Annotated in this window: 22 protein-coding genes; all 22 read left to right on the top strand. The window is 63.8% G+C overall.

The genetic code is table 11. The features are described from left to right. Positions 1-269: 269 nt before the first annotated feature. On the top strand, positions 270-1,505 hold the full coding sequence (locus tag WA904_RS19370; RefSeq protein WP_425198762.1) for an MFS transporter: 1,236 nt from the start codon (positions 270-272) through the stop codon (positions 1,503-1,505). A gap of 149 nt (positions 1,506-1,654) precedes the next feature. Next, positions 1,655-2,164 carry a hypothetical protein gene (locus WA904_RS19375; protein WP_425198763.1) on the top strand — a complete coding sequence of 170 codons (510 nt, stop codon included), beginning with the start codon at positions 1,655-1,657 and terminating at the stop codon, positions 2,162-2,164. Positions 2,165-2,318: 154 nt separating this feature from the next. Continuing rightward, positions 2,319-2,741 (top strand): hypothetical protein, encoded by a 423-nt coding sequence (locus WA904_RS19380; RefSeq protein ID WP_425198764.1) that lies wholly within the window; start codon positions 2,319-2,321, stop codon positions 2,739-2,741. A gap of 202 nt (positions 2,742-2,943) precedes the next feature. Further along, positions 2,944-3,417: a group II truncated hemoglobin gene (locus WA904_RS19385; protein WP_425198765.1), complete on the top strand. Its 474-nt coding sequence runs from the start codon at positions 2,944-2,946 to the stop codon at positions 3,415-3,417. Positions 3,418-3,493: 76 nt separating this feature from the next. After that, the gene (locus WA904_RS19390) at positions 3,494-4,075 is read left to right on the top strand and encodes a cold shock domain-containing protein (RefSeq protein ID WP_425198766.1); all 582 of its coding nucleotides are present in this window, start codon (positions 3,494-3,496) and stop codon (positions 4,073-4,075) included. A gap of 289 nt (positions 4,076-4,364) precedes the next feature. Continuing rightward, entirely contained in the window at positions 4,365-4,676 is a 312-nt protein-coding gene (locus WA904_RS19395; protein ID WP_425198767.1) for a PilZ domain-containing protein, read from the top strand. 251 nt (positions 4,677-4,927) lie between these two features. Further along, positions 4,928-5,572 (top strand): glutathione S-transferase family protein, encoded by a 645-nt coding sequence (locus WA904_RS19400; protein ID WP_425198768.1) that lies wholly within the window; start codon positions 4,928-4,930, stop codon positions 5,570-5,572. 376 nt (positions 5,573-5,948) lie between these two features. Continuing rightward, positions 5,949-6,881, top strand: a complete 933-nt coding sequence (locus tag WA904_RS19405) for a hypothetical protein (RefSeq protein WP_425198769.1) — start codon at positions 5,949-5,951, stop codon at positions 6,879-6,881. Between the two features lie 20 nt (positions 6,882-6,901). Continuing rightward, positions 6,902-7,213: a hypothetical protein gene (locus tag WA904_RS19410; protein ID WP_425198770.1), complete on the top strand. Its 312-nt coding sequence runs from the start codon at positions 6,902-6,904 to the stop codon at positions 7,211-7,213. Beyond that, a complete protein-coding gene (locus WA904_RS19415) occupies positions 7,210-8,022 on the top strand; it encodes a peptidoglycan-binding protein (protein WP_425198771.1) in 813 nt (270 codons plus the stop codon). The genes WA904_RS19410 and WA904_RS19415 overlap by 4 nt, the downstream gene beginning before the upstream one ends. 36 nt (positions 8,023-8,058) lie before the next feature. Continuing rightward, the gene (locus WA904_RS19420; protein WP_425198772.1) at positions 8,059-8,529 is read left to right on the top strand and encodes a hypothetical protein; all 471 of its coding nucleotides are present in this window, start codon (positions 8,059-8,061) and stop codon (positions 8,527-8,529) included. Next, positions 8,526-9,203, top strand: a complete 678-nt coding sequence (locus WA904_RS19425; protein WP_425198773.1) for a hypothetical protein — start codon at positions 8,526-8,528, stop codon at positions 9,201-9,203. Before WA904_RS19420 ends, WA904_RS19425 begins: the two co-directional genes overlap by 4 nt. Before the next feature lie 477 nt (positions 9,204-9,680). Beyond that, on the top strand, positions 9,681-12,128 hold the full coding sequence (locus WA904_RS19430) for a hypothetical protein (RefSeq protein WP_425198774.1): 2,448 nt from the start codon (positions 9,681-9,683) through the stop codon (positions 12,126-12,128). Positions 12,129-12,421: 293 nt separating this feature from the next. Then, positions 12,422-13,519, top strand: coding sequence for a TRAP transporter substrate-binding protein (locus WA904_RS19435; RefSeq protein ID WP_425198775.1), 1,098 nt, complete (start codon positions 12,422-12,424; stop codon positions 13,517-13,519). 6 nt (positions 13,520-13,525) lie between these two features. Next, complete coding sequence (locus WA904_RS19440; protein ID WP_425198776.1) at positions 13,526-14,086, top strand: TRAP transporter small permease subunit; 561 nt, start codon at positions 13,526-13,528, stop codon at positions 14,084-14,086. Beyond that, positions 14,083-15,408, top strand: a complete 1,326-nt coding sequence (locus WA904_RS19445; protein ID WP_425198777.1) for a TRAP transporter large permease — start codon at positions 14,083-14,085, stop codon at positions 15,406-15,408. Before WA904_RS19440 ends, WA904_RS19445 begins: the two co-directional genes overlap by 4 nt. A gap of 114 nt (positions 15,409-15,522) precedes the next feature. Beyond that, positions 15,523-16,074 (top strand): hemerythrin domain-containing protein, encoded by a 552-nt coding sequence (locus WA904_RS19450; RefSeq protein WP_425198778.1) that lies wholly within the window; start codon positions 15,523-15,525, stop codon positions 16,072-16,074. Positions 16,075-16,239: 165 nt separating this feature from the next. Beyond that, positions 16,240-16,677, top strand: a complete 438-nt coding sequence (locus tag WA904_RS19455; protein WP_425198779.1) for a surface-adhesin E family protein — start codon at positions 16,240-16,242, stop codon at positions 16,675-16,677. Between the two features lie 326 nt (positions 16,678-17,003). Next, positions 17,004-18,185, top strand: coding sequence for a YjgN family protein (locus WA904_RS19460; protein ID WP_425198780.1), 1,182 nt, complete (start codon positions 17,004-17,006; stop codon positions 18,183-18,185). An 11-nt stretch (positions 18,186-18,196) separates the two neighbouring features. Further along, positions 18,197-19,306 (top strand): M48 family metallopeptidase, encoded by a 1,110-nt coding sequence (locus WA904_RS19465; RefSeq protein WP_425198781.1) that lies wholly within the window; start codon positions 18,197-18,199, stop codon positions 19,304-19,306. A gap of 33 nt (positions 19,307-19,339) precedes the next feature. Further along, positions 19,340-19,711 carry a translation initiation factor Sui1 gene (locus WA904_RS19470; RefSeq protein ID WP_425198782.1) on the top strand — a complete coding sequence of 124 codons (372 nt, stop codon included), beginning with the start codon at positions 19,340-19,342 and terminating at the stop codon, positions 19,709-19,711. Beyond that, complete coding sequence (locus tag WA904_RS19475) at positions 19,708-19,920, top strand: DUF3820 family protein (RefSeq protein ID WP_425198783.1); 213 nt, start codon at positions 19,708-19,710, stop codon at positions 19,918-19,920. Before WA904_RS19470 ends, WA904_RS19475 begins: the two co-directional genes overlap by 4 nt. The last annotated feature ends 123 nt before the right edge of the window (positions 19,921-20,043 follow it).

Consider the following 20,043-nt stretch of genomic DNA (forward strand, 5'->3'; position numbering starts at 1 on the left):
GGTGATCGGCCTGCCGCAGGGCGAGCGCAGGCCGCAATACATCCCCCTGCCGCCGGTTCAGGGCCGCTGAACCGGGAGGGCTGGCTGCCGGCTTCGGCCGCTGGCCCGATTGAGCGACGCGGTTGACCCTTCAGGGCGTTGAACGCTAATGAACGCATGAACGCCGGGCACTCATCTGCCGTCCTGCCTACAATGAACCGGCACGCGTAGCGCCTCTTGCTGCGTACCAGTTGCCCCGTCATCCCCCCGTTCATGAAGCCCTGCCGCCTGTGACCTCCATCGTTTCCGCCCCTCTTTCCGCAGCCACGCGGCGGTCGATTCTCCTGCTGTCTTTTGCCACCTTCGCGAGCATGGTGGCGCAGCGCATTTGCGACGCCATGCTGCCCGAGCTGTCACGTGTGTTTGCCGTCAGCCTGGTGCAGGCGGCGCAGGTGGTGTCGGTGTTTGCGGTGACGTATGGCGTGGCCCAGCTCTTCTACGGACCGCTGGGCGACAGGCTGGGCAAGTTCCGCATCGTTACTTTTGCCACGCTGGGCTGCTGCGTGGGCAGCGTGGTGGCGGCACTGGCCACCAGCCTGGACATGCTGGTGTTTGCGCGCCTGCTGATGGCGCTGGGCGCGGCAGCGCTGATTCCGCTGGCCATGGCCTGGGTGGGTGACACGGTTCCTTCCGGGCAGCTGCAGGAAATGCTCACGCGCACCGGCCTGGGCAGCACGCTGGGCATTGTGGGCGGCCAGCTGGCCGGCGGGCTGCTGACCGACGCGCTGGGCTGGCGCTGGGCCTTTGTTTTCCTGACGCTGCTCTTTGGTGTGGTTGGCACGCTGCTGTGGATGGACTGGCGCCGGCAGCAGGCCGCGCAGGCGCTGCGGCCCGTGATGGCCGTGCCCCATGCGCAGGCCGCGCCGCCTGCGGGCTTTGTGAAACAGGCGCTGCTCATTGCCACCGGCCCATGGTCGCGCGTGGTGCTGCTGATGGCGTTTGTCGAAGGCGCCGCGGGTTTTGGCGCGCTGGCCATCTGGGCCTCGCACCTGCACCGCTCGCTGGGCCTGTCGCTATCGGTGGCGGGTGCCATCGTGGCGCTGTTCGGCCTGGGCGGCGTGCTCTACATGGCCGTCGGGCGCCACATGATTCGCCGCTTCGGCCAGCAAGGGCTGGTTCTGGTGGGCGGCGCGCTGGTGGGGCTGTGTGCGCTGGTGCTGGCTTACACACCGCACTGGCTGCCCGCCTTGCCTGCCAGCCTGCTGGCAGGGTTTGGTTTTTTCATGTTCCACAACACCATGCAGGCCAACGCCACGCAGATGGCGCCCGGCGCCCGCGGCACCGCCGTCTCGCTGTTCGCCTCGTTCCTGTTCCTGGGCCAGTCCGCCGGCGTGGTGCTGGCCGCGGCCCTGATCGGACGGCTGGGTTCCGGCGCGGTGGTGGCGCTGGGCGGCCTGGTCATGGCGGCCGAGGGCGTTTTCTTCGCCTGGGCGCTGCGCCGGCGGGACGCGTCGCAGGTGGGCTGAACACCGGCCGGGCCGGAGCAATTCCGGCTCCGCCGCTTCCTGCTTACTTCTTTCTTCTTCCACCTTTTGGAGGATGACGCCGGGCGGCACCGCATTTACGCTTGGGTGCAGGTTGCCCTGCATCCGCATGGCCCGGAAAGGAATTTCCCATGCCTACCACCATCCTTCTGCGGCGGGTGATTGACTGCGCCAAGGTGCTCGACTCCGGCCATGCCATCGAGATCGCCACGGGCGTGCGGGCCGTGCTGGGCGGCGGCAAGCTGACGATCACGGAAAACGGCACCACGGTTTTTCACATGAAGGTCATGGTGCAGGGGGGCACACACCTGAACCTCGACTACCCCCGCACCGTGGACGGCCAGCAGGGCAGGGGCTGGGGCCGTCTGGGTTTGCTGCTGGCCTTGCGTTATGGCCTGCACCGGGGCTGCACCACGGCGGCCGCGGGAACCCCGCTGGAGCCCGGTTCGCACAGCTTCTGGGGTTTGGGCAAGCTGCAGTTCAGCCTGAAAACCAATTTGCAGCAAGCCATCATCGCTGTCATGCTCACGATACGCGACAACGTTCCCCAACCCAGCGCCCTGGGGACCAGCGTGATCGTGATCAGGGACCCGGCCCCCGGTTCTGCCGCGCCCCCCAAACGAAGGAACTCTCTTGTCTAAAGACCTCGGGGCAAAAACTTCAGCCGCCTGACGTGCTGGCACTGTGGCGGAAAATGATCAAATCATGCCTCAGCCCTTTGTGGTCGGGCGCAAGCAGCTATGTATTTGGTAGCATTCCAGAAACCCGACAGCTTGACGCATACTTCCTTTCACCATGGCCACCGCGTCCCGCAAAACTGCCAGAAAGAAAAAGCCAGCGGCCGCAGCCGATGCCGCCCCGGCCCCGGCGCGCGCAAAAAAACCGCCACGTACACCGCGCAGCCACCACTACCACGTGTATGTGATCGAGCTGTCCGACGAAGTGTGGAACGTGGGCCGCTTCCGCCGCGCCAACCCCGACTACCAGCTCGGTAAACCTTTTGTGTACGTAGGCATGACGGGGCTGGACCCCGATGTGCGCTTCGACAAACACAAGGCCGGCATCCAGGCCAACGTGTATGTGCAGAAGTGGGGTGTGCGGCTGCTGCCGCAGCTTTACACGATGTACAACCCCATGCCTTATGAAGGTGCGCGGGACATGGAGGTGGAGTTGGGGATCGCGTTGAGGGAACAAGGCTATGGGGTTTGGCAGGCTTAGAAGCTTTTAGATTGCGTCCTTCGTCTGTTTTTGGGATAGTCAGCTGAACCCGACGGCGACTTGTCAAATTCAATATACCTGTACAAACACGCAGTCGATCAAGCTGAGCACATGACTACAAACATGATTTTCGATTTTCCTGCGCCATGTTATTCCGCGGTTTTGCGGGATATATCAAAGTTAGGCCTCGCAACTCATCCATATGTCGTCCACCACCCCACCTTCGTTGTATGACTGGCTCGGCGGTATTGACGCGCTTCGGCGCCTGACAACGCGGTTCTATGAACGCGTGCCGCAAGACCCGGTACTGAAGCCGATCTTCGAGCACATGGGACCCGAGCATCCGGCACATGTGGCCGCATTCCTGGCCGAAGTCTTGGGAGGGCCGCCCGAGTACTCCTCCAAGCACGGCGGGCATCCGGAAATGATCCGGCACCACCTGAACCGACATCTGACAAACGAGCAGCGAAAAACGTGGCTGACATTGTTGCTCGACACTGCTGACGAACTCAAGATGCCTGATGACCCGGAGTTTCGTTCTGCGCTCGTTGCCTACCTGGAATGGGGCACACGCCTCGCGGTCATCAACTCGCAGCAGGGCGCAACTGTCGACATTCATGCCCCCATGCCCAAGTGGGGTTGGGGTGAGGTCAAGGGACCATATGTTCCGGATTGAGGTGCTGGCAGGTGCGGGCGGGGCCTAACTTGCTGGTCAAGAACCGACTGAAGTCGAACACACTAAAGTCCCACCCATGCGCTTCGAAGGCACCCTCAAAAGCTGGAACGACGACAAGGGTTTTGGTTTCATCAGCCCCAGCCAGGGCGGGCAGGATATCTTTGTCCACATCTCCGAATACCGCCTTCGTGGCCGGCCGGTGCTGAACGAGGCGCTGACGTTTGAGGTGAAGCTGAATCCCCAGGGCAAGAAGTGCGCAGTAAACGTGCGGGGTACCGGGCCGCTGCAAGCCGCGTATCAGCCCGACCGCAGCGATCGCCCCGTGCGTATCAGCCGTTCGGGCAATTCGGCCAGCAGTGCGACGAAGACGGTGGTTGCGCTGCTTCTGGTGGCGGTGCTGGGCTGGCAGGGTTATGCGTATTACCAAAAGGTGGCGCAGGCACAGCGCAGCAGTGAGCCGTCGCTCCCTGCAGGCCAACCCTTGCTGGATCTGGCGCCCTCGCGCGCCGCGACGGCCTCCTTTGTCTGTGACGGCCGGCAGCATTGCTCACAGATGACCTCTTGCGCCGAAGCCACTTGGTTCCTGAAAAATTGTCCCGGCACCAAGATGGATGGCGACAACGATGGCGTGCCCTGCGAAACCCAGCTTTGCAGATAGCTGTGGCCAGGTAGCTATTTGCTATCAATACAGTAGCTGGTGGCACCCGTCTGGATTGGGCTAGTGGCCGATTTGGCTTCAAGGTGCTGCCCCGCACGGCGTGCAGCGGGATTTGCGGCATTGGCCACGGCGGCCCGGCCGGGACCATGCCGCTTGGCTGCTGTCTGACAGGCCGGCTGTTCTGACGCCTACACGCAGGCTACGCCAGGGAAGTTATCTTTGAGGCTCCTTTGCGTTGACTGCCCGTTGACTGCATGGCCCCTGAATTGACAGAAGAAGGAGACAAAACATGGAAACTGACAGCACCACTGAAAAGAAGGCCGTGTTGGTCGAACACCGTGCGGCACCGCGTTTCGGCGTGGCCGTGCGCCTGATGGTGGAGGGCGAGGAGGGTGCCACACATGACCTGAGCGCAACCGGCCTCAGTTTCGCTTCCGACCGCAGCTATGAGGTAGGCAGCCAGCTGGAGATGGTGCTGGAGTTTCCGGGCAGCACCGGCCCGCATCCGCTGACCTGCGAGGCCGAGGTGGTGCGCGCCATACCTGTGGGCGACAGCTTCAACATCGCCGTGCGGCTGCTGACGCCGCTGTTCAACAACTAGTGACCTGTAACGCTGAAACCGGAAGGCGCTGCCCACGCGATACGTGGCACGCTGCGGCGTTGCAAATGCGCGCGATGCCTCGGGCATCGCTGTGCTTTGCGCCTTGCATCGCACCCCCTCTCACGCGTTCCTCGCCTCCCATTTCAACGTTGCAGGCCACTGGCGGCGGGCTCCGGGCTAGCTGTCACCGCCGTTGCATGCCGGCCCCGCGGGGCAGCATAAACTTGGCGGCATCAACCAGGAGACTTCCCATGCTTACCCTCTGCGGCTTTCCCGTTTCCAACTATTACAACAAGGTCAAACTCGCGCTGCTTGAAAAAGGCGTGCCTTTCACCGAAGAGTACGCAGCCACGCACAGCAAGGACGAGGCCATCCTCGGTGCTTCGCCGCTGGGCAAGATTCCCTTTATCCGCACGGAGCAGGGCGGGCTGTGCGAGAGCCAGGCCATCCTGGACTACATCGAAACGGCTTTTCCGCAGCCGCAGCTGTTGCCGGCCGACACCTTTGCCGCGGCCAAGGTGCGCGAGCTCACCACCTACATCGACTGGCACCTGGAGATCGTCGCGCGGCAGCTGTATGGTTCGGCATTTTTCGGTGCCGAGCCGCTGAGCGAAGGCAACCTGGCGCGCATCCGCAAGCAGCTGGAAACCAATATCGCGGCCTTCAAGCGCCTCGCCAAATTCTCGCCGTATGTGGCGGGCGAGAACTTCACCCAGGCCGACTGCGCCGCTTTTGCCAACCTGCCATTGGTCGGCATGGCCAGCAAGGCCGCGTTCGGTGAAGACCTGCTGCTGGCCGGCGGGGTGGACTACAAGGGCTACATCAAGTTCATCGGCGAGAGGCCTTCCGCGCAGAAAGTGGTGGCTGACCGCAAGGCTGCGCAGACCAAGGCCTGAGCGACGCCGGCGCAACAAAAAAAAAGAAGAGACGTTTTCGAGCAACTGATGGCGCAGGCCCTGTATACGGCCTACCGGCTGGGCAACTACGCGCTGGTGAACCTGATGGACGACCCGGCGTTGCTCGCCATCATTTTCTGCTGACTATCAAAAACATAGCTGTCAGCGCCCGTCTGCATTGGGATGGCGGCTGATTTTGCTTCAAGTTTTTGATTCCGGATGGCCCGGAATGCGTCAAAATATCACAGGTTTTTCTCCTGCAAATAGGGGATGCGCACGGCCTACGGAGGGAATGTAATTTGCCTGCGGAGTACGGGTCGTTGGGCACCCGCGGGCGGGGCGGGGGCCACCGCCGCGGACGTGCAGACCGAAATGTATGGACCTGCGGCTTTTTATTTTCAGTGGAGAGCACGGTTTCAGGCGTGCAGGCCAGGCCGTGCTGCTCTTTGCCGGGCTCGCGCTGGGCGGTTGTCAGACGGTGCGCAACGGCGGGGCGCCCGAGCCGTCGTTTGACATCAACACCGACCTCAAGCAGCTCTCCGAGCAGTACCAGAATGCCAGCAGCATTGCCAACTACTACAAGGCCCCCGGGCGCGATGCGCGCGACGACTTTGTCACTGGCCGGCTGGTGTCCATGGACCTGCGCTACATCCAGTTCATACGCGGACTGACCTCGGAGAAGCAGCAGATCGACTCGGCCACCGATGCGGCCACCATGACGCTCAACCTGCTGGGAACCATTGTCGGATCGGCGCGCGCCAAGACCAACCTGGCGGCGACGGCGGCCGGCGTGGGCGGCCTCAAGACCAATGTCGACAAGCATTTCTATTTCGAGAAAAGCATCGAGGCCCTGGTGGCGACCATGAACGCGCAGCGCAAGGAAGTGCTGGTGCGCATCATCGGCGGCCTGCAGCAGGACATCGATGCCTACCCGTTCACACAGGCGGTCACCGACCTGCATGACTACTACGCAGCCGGCACGCTCAATGGCGCGATCATTTCCATCCAGCAGCAGGCGGTGCAGAAGGAAGACGACGCGAACGAAAAAATCCAGATGGTGCGCGACGTGGCGCTGCTGACGCCGGCCGCGCGCACCACCAAGCGGCAACTGACCGCCGCGCTGGCGCAACCGGGCGCCACCCCGGAGGCCCTGGCCAAGGCGCTGGCCACGTTGGGCATGGACGCGGAGAAGATTCCGAAGGACGCCAGGCTGGCCAGGCGCGCCATGCAGAACTACATCGTCAATGCGCGCGATCCTGCGGCGATTGACGCAGTGCAAAAGGCCATGAAGGCCGCCAACATCCTGTGAGCGCAGCGGGGGAGCGAGCAATGGACGAGGACCAATACATCCGGGAGATCAACAAGTCGACGCTGGACGACGTTGCCGGGGCCGTGAACGACGAAGAAGTGGGCGGCACGGAGTTTGTCCGGTCCACGGTGGAGTGGTACGACAACGCCTTTGTCAACCTCGCGCTGTTTCGCTACCTGGACCCGCCCGGCACCCTGGTCAGCGGGCCGGTTCAGCTGGTGGCCTACGGCGCGGCCGCACCGCCGGGAAGCACTCGCGTGTGGGGTGGCGTTGTCGTCGTGGACGGCGTCAACCAGGCGGTGGAGATGTACCGCGAGGGAGGTGCAGCATGAGTCTGACCACACTGCGCCGCGGGGCGGCTTCCGCGGAAGTCCGTAACCTGCAGGACGCGCTGCTGGCGGCGGGCTTTGACCCGGGCCGGCCGGATGGACAGTTTGGCGCCGGCACCGAGGCGGCGGTGCTGGCGTTTCAGGCCAGCGAGGGGCTGCTGGCCGACGGGGTGGCCGGCCCGCGCACACTGCGCGCTTTGGGACTGGGTGGCTCGGGCGAGCTGGCCGACGCGCTGGCCTCGGTCACCACACAGCTTGCCTGCGGCATGTTTCCGTTCACGCCGGTGGGAAACATCAAGAAGAATCTGCCCTTTGTGCTGGACGCCCTGCGCCAGCGCAGGCTGGTGGACAAACCCATGGTCCTCATGGCGCTGGCCACGATACGCGCGGAGGCCGAGGTGTTCCTGCCCGTCAGTGAAGGACAGTCGAAGTACAACACCTCGCCGAACGGCCATGCCTTTGACCTGTACGACAGCCGCAAAGACCTGGGCAACCGCGGTGCGCCGGACGGCGCGCGCTACAAGGGGCGAGGCTTCATCCAGCTCACCGGGCGACACAACTACGCCAGTTACGGACCGCGCCTGAACCGGCCGGTGAACCTGGAAGCCGAGCCGGAACTGGCTGGCGCCTCCGGCATTGCGGCGGAGCTGCTCGCCCTTTTTCTGGGGGACCGCGAACGCCAGATCAAGGAGGCCCTTGTGCGGCAGGACATGCGCACGGCGCGCTGGCAGGTCAACGGCGGCTACCACGGGCTCGACCGGTTCACGGACGCCTACACCAGAGGAGACGTTTTGATGGGCAGCCTGGCGTGACACGCGCCCTGGCTGTCCTCAACACAGGAGCATGCGATGGGTTATCTGACAGATCATCACAGGGGCAAGTCCGGGCGGGCCGGCCGGGGTGCGGCGCTGCTGGCTGCCGCGGTCGTTGCGGCGTTGATGCCGGCGTTCGCCGCCATGGCGCAGCAGCAGTTGCCTGGCCAGCCCGGCAAGGACCTGTTCCGGAAGACGCCGTTCGAAGGCATGACCGACCAGAGGACGCCGGTGCTGATCCAGGGCGGCCCGGCGGCGCAGAGATATCCCTTCCTGGACGATTTCACGCAGCCCGCCGCACTGGCCAAGCCCGCCCCTATTTCCTGCAAGGCGTTCAAGGGCTCAGCCGAGGACATGAGCGCGCTGCGCAAGACGGCCCGGGAGGCGGCCGGCCGCAGGGCGATGGCGGGTGACGGATTCGACCAGTTGATTCCCCGGAACTGCGCCGGCCAGGAGTGGGCTTTTTACCTGCTGTTCCTGAGCAATGTCGGGGAGGGCAAGTTTTGAGCACGCGGGCCTGCCTGGCGTTCATGCTGGCGCTGTGCCTGGGCGCTGCTGCGCAGGCCGCGCCGGCGGATGCGACCGCGGCAGACAAGCTGGCACAGTTGCAGGCAATCAGCGCGCAGGTCAAGGGGCAGGTGCCGGCGCAGACGGCGCCCGCAAGGGAGCCCTTGAGCGAGGAGGGCCGCAAGGACGTGGAAGCGGCGATGATCGCCAACGTCAAGGGAAGCGCCGCGCATGAGCAGTGGAAGCGCGGATTCATCCAGTCGAGCTGGATGTGGCACCTGTGGTCCACGGGCCTGCTGTTTTTCCTGGTGATGCTCATCGTGTGCTTCGGCCTGTACATGACCTATGTGCAGTTCAACCGCGACTACAGCGCGTGGGCGCCGCCGCCGCAGGACGGCAGCAAACCGGTCCCGCCCGCAACGCCCGGCGAGGCACCGCGTGCGCCTGCCCCGACTTTGAACTCCGTGAAGATCAACGCCGGTGGGCTGGAGCTGACCTCCCAGGTGATTGGCCTGCTGGTGCTGGCTTTTTCGCTGGCCTTTTTCTACTTCTATGTGCAGCGTGTCTACCCGATGCAGACCGAAGAGCTGACCCAGCTCAAGGACCGCGACATCCAGGAAGACAAAGCGGGCAAAAAAGGCGGCGAGCAAGCAGAGCCAGCAACGGGGCGGTAAGGTTCGGGGCATGACAAGGCGCTGCTTTACTTCGTGCAGGAACTGGGTGTTTGCCCCGGTGCGCGGACCTTCAGCCAGGCGACTTGGTGACCACAGGCACCTGAGAACCGATGCGTGACCAGTGGCGTCCGGCAAGCAATGGGTGGCAGCGTTTGACGCGCCGCTTACCAGCCTGAAAGTGAACTTCGGCTGAGAGGCTGTTCCGCTGTGTTCTCACGCCGCAGAAGGGTCGGGCAGCGGTCCGTCAGTTGGACAACCCGCTTTTGATGGTTGAGTTGCTGGCCCGCCTCCGTTGGGAGGAGGCGCCAGCACAGCTCGGTGGCCGGTTGTAACCGTACGGGTGCAACCCTTTGCCGGCTGTTCTTGAAAACGGAGGATGCGCGAGCCCCTCCAACTCGCTACGCTGGTGAACGAGTGCCCCTCCCGGCGGCGGGCGGCCGGGGTCGATTGAAGGCTTGTTTTCAAGGAGGCATTTCCATGGGAACCACAGACGAAAGCGGCGCTTCGGCGCCAGGGACCACGCCGGCGCGCGCCGGCCCGGACGGCCTGACCTGCGGCCTGGCGCTTTCGGGCGGAGGCATACGCAGCGCGACTTTCTGTTTCGGCTTGCTGCGTGCACTGGCGCGCAACAAACTGCTGGCGCGTTTCGGTTTCCTGTCCACCGTTTCCGGCGGCGGCTACATCGGTTCGGCGCTAGGCCGCCTCTATCAGAAAAACCAGGGTGCCGAGGCGGTGCAGGAGCGCTTCGGCAGCGACGACACCCTGCTGCTGTGGTGGCTGCGTAGCAACGGCCGCTACCTCACGCCGGCCGGCGCGCGCGACCTGGGCCAGGCCTTTGCTTCCATCCTGCGCGGCGTGTTGTCCACACATTTCGAGGTGGCGGTGCTGATGCTGCTGGCCGCTGCCTTCATGCTGTCACCCTATGTGGTGATGGAAGCGTTTCCCGCTTTGCCCGCGCCTTTCTGGGCCAGTGCGGGCTCGGTCTGGTGGTGCCTGTTGCCGCTGCCGGTGTTTGCCGGCTGCCATTTCATCTTCCGCTACTGGTTTTGCCGGGACAGGCCTGGGCAGATGGCCGGTGACATCGTGGTGGCTGTGCTGACGGCGGCCGTGGGTGTGCGGCTGATACAAAGCACGTTGTCCGGCCTGGCACCCGGCGGCATGCCGTGGGCGGCTGCGCTGACGCTGCTGGGTGCGGCGCTGCTGTTTTCGCCCCTGACCGCGATGGTGCTGCGGCTGGCGGAAGATCGCAACCCGGCGCTGGTGCCGCAGCAGCGCCTGAGGCACACCAAACGTCTGGCACTTGCGTTGTGGTGCCTGCTGGCCTTTGCCGTGCTCGGACTGCTGGACCTTGCCTCGTGGTGGCTGGCCCGCCAGTTTCTCAGGGAGGGCCATCCCTGGTCCTGGCTCAGCCAGGCGAGTCTTGCGCTTCCCCCGGCCCTGGTGGTGGCGGCCCGCCTGGTGATGCCGGCCCTGCAGCGCTGGCTTTCCAGGGTGCAAACCCGGCCGGTCAAGACGGAGCTTCTGCTCAATGTGGTGGGCCTGGTGCTTTTGTTGCTGGTGGCGCTGGCCTGGCTGACGGCGTTTCACACCATGGTGCGTTTCGACCTGAAGTGGAGCTGGCTGCCGGGAGGCGATGTCTCCGCCCTGCAGCTCAATGCGCTGCATTGGGCTGTGCTCGGCGGGGTGTGCGCGGTTTACGTGGGCGCAACGCGCAAGGACTTTGCCGTGCTCAACCTTTCGTCGCTGCACAACTTCTACCGCGCGCGCATCGAGCGGGCTTATGTGTCCACCGGCAACTACGCGCCCGCGGACGCCACCGGCGGGCCGGGTTTCCGTTTTGCCGGCGGGTCGCCGCTGAACCCGGTCACCCGTACCGCCACCGAGCAGGTGGCCAGGCTGATCGAGGCGGTGGAAGGCGACGACGTGGAACTGATGAACTACCAGCCGCAAGAACACGGTGGCCCGGTTCACCTGATCACCTGCTGCATCAACCAGTCGGTGGACGACCGCACGGGCAACTACAACGCCGACCGCAAGGGCATCGCGCTGACCGTGAGTTCACTCGGTGTGGAAACCGGCACGGCGCTGCCCACGCCGCCGGACAAGCTGCCGGTGCCGGGAAAACTCTCGCGCTGGGTGGCGGTGTCGGGCGCGGCGGCCAGCAGCGGCATGGGTTCGCAGACCTCTCCCGGGCTGGCCGCGCTGCTTTTCCTCTCGGGCCTGCGTCTCGGCTACTGGACGGAAAAACTGCTGCTGCCCAGGCAGGCCAGCCATCCGCAGAAACAGCCTGCGGTGGACCGGCAGAGGAGGTCGATGGCCATGCTTTTTCCCAAGCCATCGCTGTTGCTGGCCGAACTTCTGGCACGCTTTCCGGGGCTGCGCAGCACGGCCTGGTATGTGTCGGACGGCGGGCACTTCGAGAACACCGGCGTGTACGCGCTGCTCAAGCGAGAACTGGACCTGATCGTGGTGGCCGACTGCGGCGCTGACCCCGACTACACCTTCGGCGACCTGGAGAACATGGCGCGCAAGGCCGAGATCGACTATGGCGCGCGCATCGAATTCATCGACCCGGCAGGCATGGTGCACCAGAACGCAGAGCTGCGGGCTTTTTACGCCTGTGTGGGAAGCTGCAAGGCCTTCACCGGCCAACCCGGCCCGGAGTGCTTCCTGCTTGCCCGTATTCACTACGCCAGGCGCAAGCGGCCAGGCCTGCTGGTGGTGCTCAAACCGCGCATGCTTCCCGGCATGCCGCTGGAAATTGCCGGCTATGCAGCGCGCCACCCCAGCTTTCCGCAACAACCCACCGGTGACCAGTTTTTTGACGAAGAACAGTGGGAGGCCTATCACCAGCTGGGCCTGCGCCTGGGTGAAAAACTGACGGAGCCGGTGGTCGCCGCGCTGTGTGCCGAGGCGGTGGAATAAGCGGGGGCTTTACCGGACACGACTGCCGACACTAGAGATACACGGTCTTGGATGGTTCGAAATGGGGGCTGTCGATGAAAGCGCGCAGGCCAGCCGCCCTGCACAGCAATTGCTTGCTGCATTTCTGTCGGGTATGCACCACGTGATGTAGGGGTTGCACTACGGGGAAGAAACATGGCCGCAGTCGTGCGCCGGTGGCACGCGGTTTGCATGCCAACCTCTGGCGCATCCATCCCGTATGCGTAGCAGGGGCGGCGCCTTGTCGGCCTCTCAACCACCCAAGGAAGATCCGCATGACCCCCACTCGACGTTCACTGCTTACCCAGGCTTCTGTTGCTGCCGCTGCCGGCACCGCGCTCGGCTTTCCGGCGATTGCCCGTGCCCAGCAAAGCTTCAACTGGAAAATGACCAGCGCCTATGGCAAGGGCTCGCCGTTCTACATGGAAGGGCCGGGCAGTGCGACTGATCTGGCCAAACGGATTGATGCGATGTCGGGTGGCCGTCTGAAGATCCAGGTGTTCGGTGCGGGCGAGCTGATTCCCGCATTTGAAGGCTTTGACGCCGTGCGTGCCGGCACGGTGGAAATGAACCATGCCAACAGCTACTTCTGGACCGGCAAGACCTTTGCGGCGCAGTACTTCACCGCTGTGCCCTTTGGCCTGAACTTCCAGGGCATCAACGGCTGGCTCTACGACGGGGGCGGCCAGCAGCTGTGGAACGAGGTCTATGCACCGTTCGGCATGGTGGCCATGCCTTGCGGCAACACCGGCGTGCAGATGACGGGCTGGTTCAAGAAAGAAATCAAGTCGAGTGCCGACCTGAAAGGCCTGAAGATGCGCATTCCGGGCCTGGCGGGCCGCGTGTATGCAGCGCTGGGCGTCGATGTGAAGCTGCTGCCGGGTGGCGAAATTTTTCCTGCGCTAGAGCGCGGGGTGATTGACGCGGCCGAATTCGTCGGCCCCTTCCAGGACCGCAAGCTGGGCCTGCACAAGGCCGCCAAGTATTACTACACCACGGGTTGGCACGAGTCGGCCACGGTGTCCGAACTGCTGATCAACAAGGCCGCCTGGGACAAGCTGCCCAAGGACTTGCAGGCCGTGGTCGAGAACGCTTCGGCCGCCTGCAACGTGATCAGCGAAGGCTGGTGCCAGCGCAACAATGCCGAGGCCATGGACGACCTGGTGAAGAACCAGGGTGTGCTGGCCCGGCCGCTACCCGACGAAGTGCTCAAAAAGCTGCGCGAGGTCACCAATCAGGTGCTGGCCGAAGCGGTGGCCAAGGACCCGATGACCAAAAAAGTGCACGACTCCTACATGGCGTACAAGAAAAAGTACGACGCCTGGGCCGGCTACAGCGAAGGCCCGTACCACGCCAAGATCCTGTCGGCCTGATTGCCCATGCCTTCATCCTCTTCAGGGGGCGGCCATGCCCTGGCCGCTGCTTTTGTTGCGCGCATCGAACGGGTTGTTGACCTGACCGGACGCGCAGCCTCCTGGCTCACGCTGGCGATTGTGGTGCTGATGGCCGTGGATGTGCTGCTGCGTTACGCCTTCAGCATTGGCTCGGTCTGGGCGCAGGAACTGGAATGGCACCTGCTTGCGCCGCTGGTGCTGTTCGGCATGACTTACGCGCTGCTCAAGGGCGAACACGTGCGTGTCGATGTTTTCTATGCGCGGTATTCGCCGCGCGGTCAGGCGGCGGTCGATCTGCTGGCCGCACTGCTGGCAATGGCCATGGCGGTGCTGGTCATCCGGTATTCGATCCAGTTCGTGAGCCAGTCCTACGCCATCAATGAAATTTCGTCCGATCCTGGCGGGCTCACCCATCGCTGGATGCTCAAGGCGCTGATACCGCTGGGCTTTGCCGTGTTCGCGCTGCAGGCCGCGGCGCAGGGTGTGGGCGCGGCGCTGCGCCTGTTCGGGGTTTCTTCCGCGCAGGCCACGGGAGCCGCGCCATGAGCATCAATGAATGGCTGGCGATTGGCCTGCTGATCGGCTTTTTCGTGATGCTGCTGGCCGGTGTGCCGGTGGGCATCACACTGGCGGCAAGCGGCTTCATCTTCGGCTTCATGGGTTTTGGCGAATCGCTGTTCAACCTGCTGCCGGCGCGCATTTACGGCGTGGTGGCCAACTACCAGTGGCTGGCAATCCCGCTGTTTGTCTTCATGGGCGTGATGCTCGAAAAGTCACGCCTGGCCGAAGACCTGCTCGACGTCATCGGCCACCTGGCCGGTGGCCTGCGCGGCGGCATGGCGCTGGGCATCATCGGCGTCGGCGTGCTGATGGGGGCGACCACCGGCATTGTGGGGGCGACAGTCATCACGCTCGGGTTGCTGACTTTGCCGACCCTGCTGCGCCGCGGCTACGACCCGGCCATTTCCTGCGGGGCGATCTGCGCCTCGGGCACGCTGGGGCAGATCATTCCGCCCAGCCTGGTGCTGATCCTGCTGTCCGACATCATGCAGCTGTCGGTCGGCACCCTGTTTGCCGCCGCGGTGATGCCGGGCCTGATGCTGGCTGGTCTTTATGTGGCGTGGATTGTGGTTTACGGCATGATCCGCCCCGATGCCATGCCACCGGTGCCGCAATCGGAACGCGATGCGGTGTCGCGCTCGCAGCTGTGGCTGCGCGTGTTCAAGGTGGCGCTGCCGCCGCTGGCGCTGGTGTTGTCGGTGCTGGGCTCCATCATCGGCGGCATTGCGGCGCCCACCGAGGCGGCTTCCATGGGCGCACTGGGCTCCATTCTGGTGGTGGCGCTGGCGCGCCGGCTGTCGCTGGCGGTGCTGCGCGACGTGATGCAGACCACCACGCGTATTTCGGCCATGGTGCTGTTCATCCTGATCTGCTCCCAGGTTTTCAGCCTGGCGTTTCGCGGCCTGCAGGGTGAAAAACTGATCGAAGACCTGTTCGCCTTCCTGCCCGGCGGCGTCAACACCGCGGTGTGGTTCCTCATGGGCCTGATCTTCGTGCTCGGTTTTTTCATCGAATGGATAGAGATCAGCTACATTGCGGTGCCGCTGTTTCTGCCGATTTTTGCGGCAGCGGGCGTGGACATGGTCTGGCTGGCGATGATGATCACCGTCAACCTGCAAACCTCGTTTCTCACGCCGCCGTTCGGTTGGGCGCTGTTTTTCCTGCGCGGCGTAGCACCGCCGGAGGTGAGCACGCGCCACATTTACCTGGGCGTGATTCCCTTTGTCGGCTTGCAGATCCTGGGCATCGTGCTGGTCTTTTTCTTCCCGGCGATTGCCACCTGGTTGCCCAAGGCCATTGGCTGGTAGCTTTCCGACGCCTCGTTGACCGGGAAATCGCCACCGGCCAGGCCTTGGCGGAAGGGGCCGGGTTTGTTGATGTGCATCAATCCGTGCACACAAACAGGCCACTATATTGACAGCATGAAGACCCCTTCCACCGCGCAAGCTTCCGGCCTTTCCAGCGAACCGCTGACTGGTTTTTCCCAGTGCCATCTGGGCATCCTGTCGCAGCTGCAAGCTTTTGAAGAGCTGCCTGCCCTGCAGGCGGCCGCGGCGCAGGCGCAAACCATCGCCACCCAGACATTGGCACTGTTCCACCACGCGGTGTATGAACACCACGCGGACGAGGAGCGCGAGCTGTTTCCGGCGGTGCTTCTCAGCGCCGGGCGAGGGGAGGAGGCCGACTTTGCCGAGGCGATGGTGCAGCGGCTGACCGCAGAGCACCGCCATATCGAGGTGCTGTGGAAGAAACTGGAACCCGCTGTCAAGGCGGTCGCCAAGGGCCGGCCGGTTGAGCTGGATCTCGGCGCTGTTGAAGAACTGGTTCGTAACTACACGGCGCACGCCCGTTTCGAGGAAGAGCATTTCCTGCCCCTGGCGGAAACCGTCCTGCGGCGCAACGGCAACCACATGGAGGCGCTGGGCCTGTCGCTTCACCTGCGGCATACGCCGCAGCCCGTCGGACACATCTAGTGCGGCTGCCCGACCGCGGGTCGCTATAAAAACAATAGCTGATAGCGCTCGTAGGCACGGGCTGCAGGCCGATTCGACTGAAAAAATCAAGTGCCGCCTCTCCGGCGTTGCGCACGGCGGGTAACAGGTGTCTGCTATAAACAGCGCAATGGCACAGGAGGCCGGTTGAACGTCCGCTCCATCACAAGACATGTCCTGACGCTGGCCTGCATGCTTGCCTGCTCGTACGGGCGCGGCCAGACGAACTGGCTGACGGTGATGGGTGACCCCCACGATGCGGCGGCCAATACCGTCGAAGTGGATCCGCGGCCCGTTTCCGTGCACGAGAACCTGCGCACCATGAAGGTCAGGGTGAACCGGGCGGCCGAGCGGGCGAGCAGGGAAGGTGTGCCCTACCGGTCGTTCGAGTCGCAGGTGATTTTTGACTGCGCCAACATGACTGCAAGGTACACCACGATCACGTATTACATGTTGCCGGTATGGCAGGGTCCGTCGCACAAGACATCGGTTTTTCCGGAGAGCCAGCCGCGCTGGGTGGAATTCCGCAGCCTGCAGCCCAATCCGACAGCGCGCATCATCCGCGCCGCATGCCAGCCGCGCTGAAAACGGTTCGCCTGGCGTGCGCTGCAGGCGGGTCCCGGAAAACGCCACGGTAAACGCTCAATCGCATTTCTCCTGCCTCTGCCTGCATTTTTTGCTATCAAAAAAGAAGCTCATTGCGCCCGTCCCATAAGGGCCAGTGGCATATCCGGTTATTCACTTCAGGGTGTGTCTGTCCCACAGCCGTTCCGGACCTGGAGTGACGGCAGTGCTGCCGGACCGCACCGCGAACAAGGGGTGTGATGGCGTTACATTATTTGCCAGGGAGGGTGCTCCGTGCATCCCGTCAGAAAACAGAACGCCACAGAACGCAGAACGGAGGAGCTTTCATGAATGACTCAGTGTCGAACCCGGGGCGGACCCTGGCCACCCCGTCCGGAGCGCGTGACTCCCAGGCGTATCACCTGCGCATTGAATTCACCGGGTCCGGGAGCGAGTATTTCCGGATCTGGATCGTCAACCTCTTGCTGCTGCTGTTGACCCTGGGCATTTATTTCCCGTGGGCCAAGGTGCGGCGCCTGCGTTATTTTTATGGCAATACGCTGGTCGATGGCGCGCCGCTGGACTTTCACGGGAACCCGCTGAAGATGCTGAAGGGTTATCTGCTGGTAGGCCTGCTGTTCGGGCTGTATTCGGTGGCGGGGAATTTTTCGGCAACGGCTGGCCTGATTGCCTTTGTCATCGTGATGGCCATCTGGCCCGCGCTGCTGAAATCTTCCATGCAGTTCCGTATGGCCAATACCAGCTGGCGCGGTTTGCGTTTCGGTTTCAGGGGTTCGCTGGGTGATGCCTACCGGGCCGTGCTGCCCATGTTTCTTCCCGGCTTGGTGGTTCTGGCGGCTGTCACAAGGGTGGCCGACCCCGAGAAGCCGCCGAACTGGTATTTGTTTACCGTGCTGGGGGTGGTGCTGGTGAGCGTGGCCGTGGCACCCTGGCTGCTATGGAATCTCAAGCAGTACCAGCACAACCATTACGCACTGGCGTCCCTGCAAACCAACTTCAAGGCGACGCTGGGTTCGTTTTACAAGGTGGTCTTCAAGACCCTGGGCGTGATGCTGCTGGCGGCGCTGCTGACCGCAGCCGTGTTTGCCGCCATTGCTTTTGCGGGCGGGGCCATGGGACGGGCGGGCAAGGGAATGGCTGTTTTTGTAGCGGTCGTCGGATTTCTTGCCAGTGCCATCGCGATGCTGGTGGTGGTCAAGCCCTATGTGATTTCGCGCATGCAAAACCTGGTGTGGACGCAGACCGGCAATGCCTCGCTGCGCTTCCTGAGCAATCTGCGGTTCAGGGCGCTGCTGTGGGTCACCATCAAGAACTGGCTGCTGGTGATCCTCACGCTGGGGCTGTATTGGCCATTCGCCGCGGTGGCCCTTGCGCGCATCCGGCTGGAGGCGGTGACCGTCAAGAGCCGGGTGAGCCCGGACACGCTGGTGAGCCAGGTACGGGCGGTGGAAGGGGATGCCGCCGGCGACGCCGCCGGTGATGTCTTCGGTATCGACATCGGGCTTTGAGCCTGGCCGTGATGGACGCCACGCCAGGATCAGGACTTCCTGCCAGTTATTTTGACGGCGTCAGTGCCCGCGCGCAGCCGGTCACGCTGCAACTCGACGGTGCTGTCCTGCAGATCACCGGCAATGGCATCCATCGCACGCTGGCGATCGCGGACGTGCAGTGGCCGGAGCGCACCCGCCATGGCATGCGGGTAGCGCACCTCAGGGGTGGAGGTTCCGTGCAGTGTGCCGACGCCGCTGTGTGGGACGACTGGTGCCGCAGCCATGGGCTGCGTAATTCACTGGTGGTCACTGCGCAGCAAAGCTGGCGCTGGGTGCTGGGCAGTGTGGTGGCATTGCTGGTGATTGTGGTGGGGGTGCAGCAGTGGGGTTTGCCGATAGCCGCCCGCGCTGTGGTGGCCATGACGCCGCTGAGCGTGGACGTTTCGCTGGGCGAAACCTCGCTGGCGGTGATTGACGAACACCTGATGCGGCCCAGCAAGTTGCCTGCGGGCGAACAGGCGCGGCTGCGGTCTGCGCTGGCGCAGGCAGCCGCTGCGGCGCCGGCAGGCACCGTGCCCGCCTGGCAACTGGTGTTTCGCCAAAGCCGCATTGGCCCGAATGCGTTTGCCCTCCCCGGTGGCACCCTGGTCATGACCGATGAACTGGTGGCGCTGGTGGGAGGGGACGAAAAGGTGATTACTGCCGTGTTGGCCCATGAGCTAGGCCACGTGCGGCATCGCCACGGTGTGCGCCTGCTGGTGCAGGCTACCGTCCTGAGTGGGCTGGCCGCCGTGGTGCTGGGGGATTTCAGCAGCGTGCTGGCAGGCGTGCCCGTGCTGCTGGGGCAGGCCAGCTATTCGCGGGAAGCCGAGCGCGAGGCAGACGCCGAGGCTGTGCGTATCCTCAAGGCCGCGGCCATTTCGCCTGAAGCCATGGTCATCCTGTTCGACAAGCTTGAAGAAGAAATGAACAAGGAAGAAATGAAAAAGGCAAGCCGGGACCCGGCCGGGACCAAGGGCCAGAGCGAACGCGGGAGCAGGGCGTCGGTGCAGGACTCATGGTTGGGCATTGCTTTTGCGTCCCATCCTGCGGATGCCGACCGTGTGCGCTATTTCAGGGAAGCGGCCACCGGACGCTGATGCAAAATCGGCGGCAGAGCGAAAGAACCGGCCATGAAAAATCATCCATCAGGCGGAGGTCTGGTTTATTCCACCGGGGCGGGCAGGATGTGCCCCGCATGCCGGCAACCGGTGGGCGTCTGCGTGTGCAGGCAGGCCGGGCCTGCCCTGCCCACCGACGGCATTGTGCGGGTATCGCGCGACACCAAGGGCCGCGGCGGCAAAAGCGTCACCGTGATTCGCGGGCTGCCGTTGGAGGCGCCGGCACTGGCCCAGCTCGGCAAGCAGCTCAAGGCTGCCTGCGGCTCCGGCGGCACGGTGAAGGACGGCGTGGTTGAAGTGCAGGGCGACCATGGCGTGCTGGTGACCACATGGCTTGAAAAGCAGGGCTGGACGGTTAAATGGTCAGGCGGAAAAGCGGCATGAAGCCGGAAGATCTGCAACTGCTGGTAACGCGTGAAATGCCTTTTGGCAAGTACAAGGGCAGGCTCATCGCCGACCTGCCGGGTAATTACCTGACTTGGTTTGCTCGCGAAGGCTTCCCCGATAGTGAGATCGGCCGCCTTCTTGCGCTGATGCACGAAATCGACCACAACGGCCTGTCCTCGCTGCTGGAACCCCTGCGCAGGCGCTAGGAGTCTGGGCGGCAGAAGGCGTCGAAGCGAGAAGTGGCCCCGGCGAGGCCAGTTTTTGCCGGGTTTGCAGCGCCATAGCCGTAGCTATGGGGCAAAAAGCCGGTGAAAAATGGACCGTCGCGG

It is taken from the genome of Polaromonas sp. (assembly GCF_049790275.1).
Classification (GTDB): domain Bacteria; phylum Pseudomonadota; class Gammaproteobacteria; order Burkholderiales; family Burkholderiaceae_C; genus Polaromonas.

Excerpts from the sequence above, each read along its gene's own strand:
- WA904_RS19415 (WP_425198771.1), top strand. The coding sequence starts at position 7,210 with ATGAGTCTGACCACACTGCGCCGCGGGGCGGCTTCCGCGGAAGTCCGT.
- WA904_RS19440 (WP_425198776.1), top strand. The coding sequence starts at position 13,526 with ATGCCTTCATCCTCTTCAGGGGGCGGCCATGCCCTGGCCGCTGCTTTT.
- WA904_RS19375 (WP_425198763.1), top strand. The coding sequence starts at position 1,655 with ATGCCTACCACCATCCTTCTGCGGCGGGTGATTGACTGCGCCAAGGTG.
- WA904_RS19470 (WP_425198782.1), top strand. The coding sequence starts at position 19,340 with ATGAAAAATCATCCATCAGGCGGAGGTCTGGTTTATTCCACCGGGGCG.
- WA904_RS19410 (WP_425198770.1), top strand. The coding sequence starts at position 6,902 with ATGGACGAGGACCAATACATCCGGGAGATCAACAAGTCGACGCTGGAC.
- WA904_RS19445 (WP_425198777.1), top strand. The coding sequence starts at position 14,083 with ATGAGCATCAATGAATGGCTGGCGATTGGCCTGCTGATCGGCTTTTTC.
- WA904_RS19450 (WP_425198778.1), top strand. The coding sequence starts at position 15,523 with ATGAAGACCCCTTCCACCGCGCAAGCTTCCGGCCTTTCCAGCGAACCG.
- WA904_RS19465 (WP_425198781.1), top strand. The coding sequence starts at position 18,197 with ATGGACGCCACGCCAGGATCAGGACTTCCTGCCAGTTATTTTGACGGC.
- WA904_RS19420 (WP_425198772.1), top strand. The coding sequence starts at position 8,059 with ATGGGTTATCTGACAGATCATCACAGGGGCAAGTCCGGGCGGGCCGGC.
- WA904_RS19400 (WP_425198768.1), top strand. The coding sequence starts at position 4,928 with ATGCTTACCCTCTGCGGCTTTCCCGTTTCCAACTATTACAACAAGGTC.
- WA904_RS19380 (WP_425198764.1), top strand. The coding sequence starts at position 2,319 with ATGGCCACCGCGTCCCGCAAAACTGCCAGAAAGAAAAAGCCAGCGGCC.
- WA904_RS19395 (WP_425198767.1), top strand. The coding sequence starts at position 4,365 with ATGGAAACTGACAGCACCACTGAAAAGAAGGCCGTGTTGGTCGAACAC.
- WA904_RS19435 (WP_425198775.1), top strand. The coding sequence starts at position 12,422 with ATGACCCCCACTCGACGTTCACTGCTTACCCAGGCTTCTGTTGCTGCC.
- WA904_RS19390 (WP_425198766.1), top strand. The coding sequence starts at position 3,494 with ATGCGCTTCGAAGGCACCCTCAAAAGCTGGAACGACGACAAGGGTTTT.
- WA904_RS19385 (WP_425198765.1), top strand. The coding sequence starts at position 2,944 with ATGTCGTCCACCACCCCACCTTCGTTGTATGACTGGCTCGGCGGTATT.
- WA904_RS19405 (WP_425198769.1), top strand. The coding sequence starts at position 5,949 with ATGGACCTGCGGCTTTTTATTTTCAGTGGAGAGCACGGTTTCAGGCGT.
- WA904_RS19475 (WP_425198783.1), top strand. The coding sequence starts at position 19,708 with ATGAAGCCGGAAGATCTGCAACTGCTGGTAACGCGTGAAATGCCTTTT.
- WA904_RS19430 (WP_425198774.1), top strand. The coding sequence starts at position 9,681 with ATGGGAACCACAGACGAAAGCGGCGCTTCGGCGCCAGGGACCACGCCG.
- WA904_RS19460 (WP_425198780.1), top strand. The coding sequence starts at position 17,004 with ATGAATGACTCAGTGTCGAACCCGGGGCGGACCCTGGCCACCCCGTCC.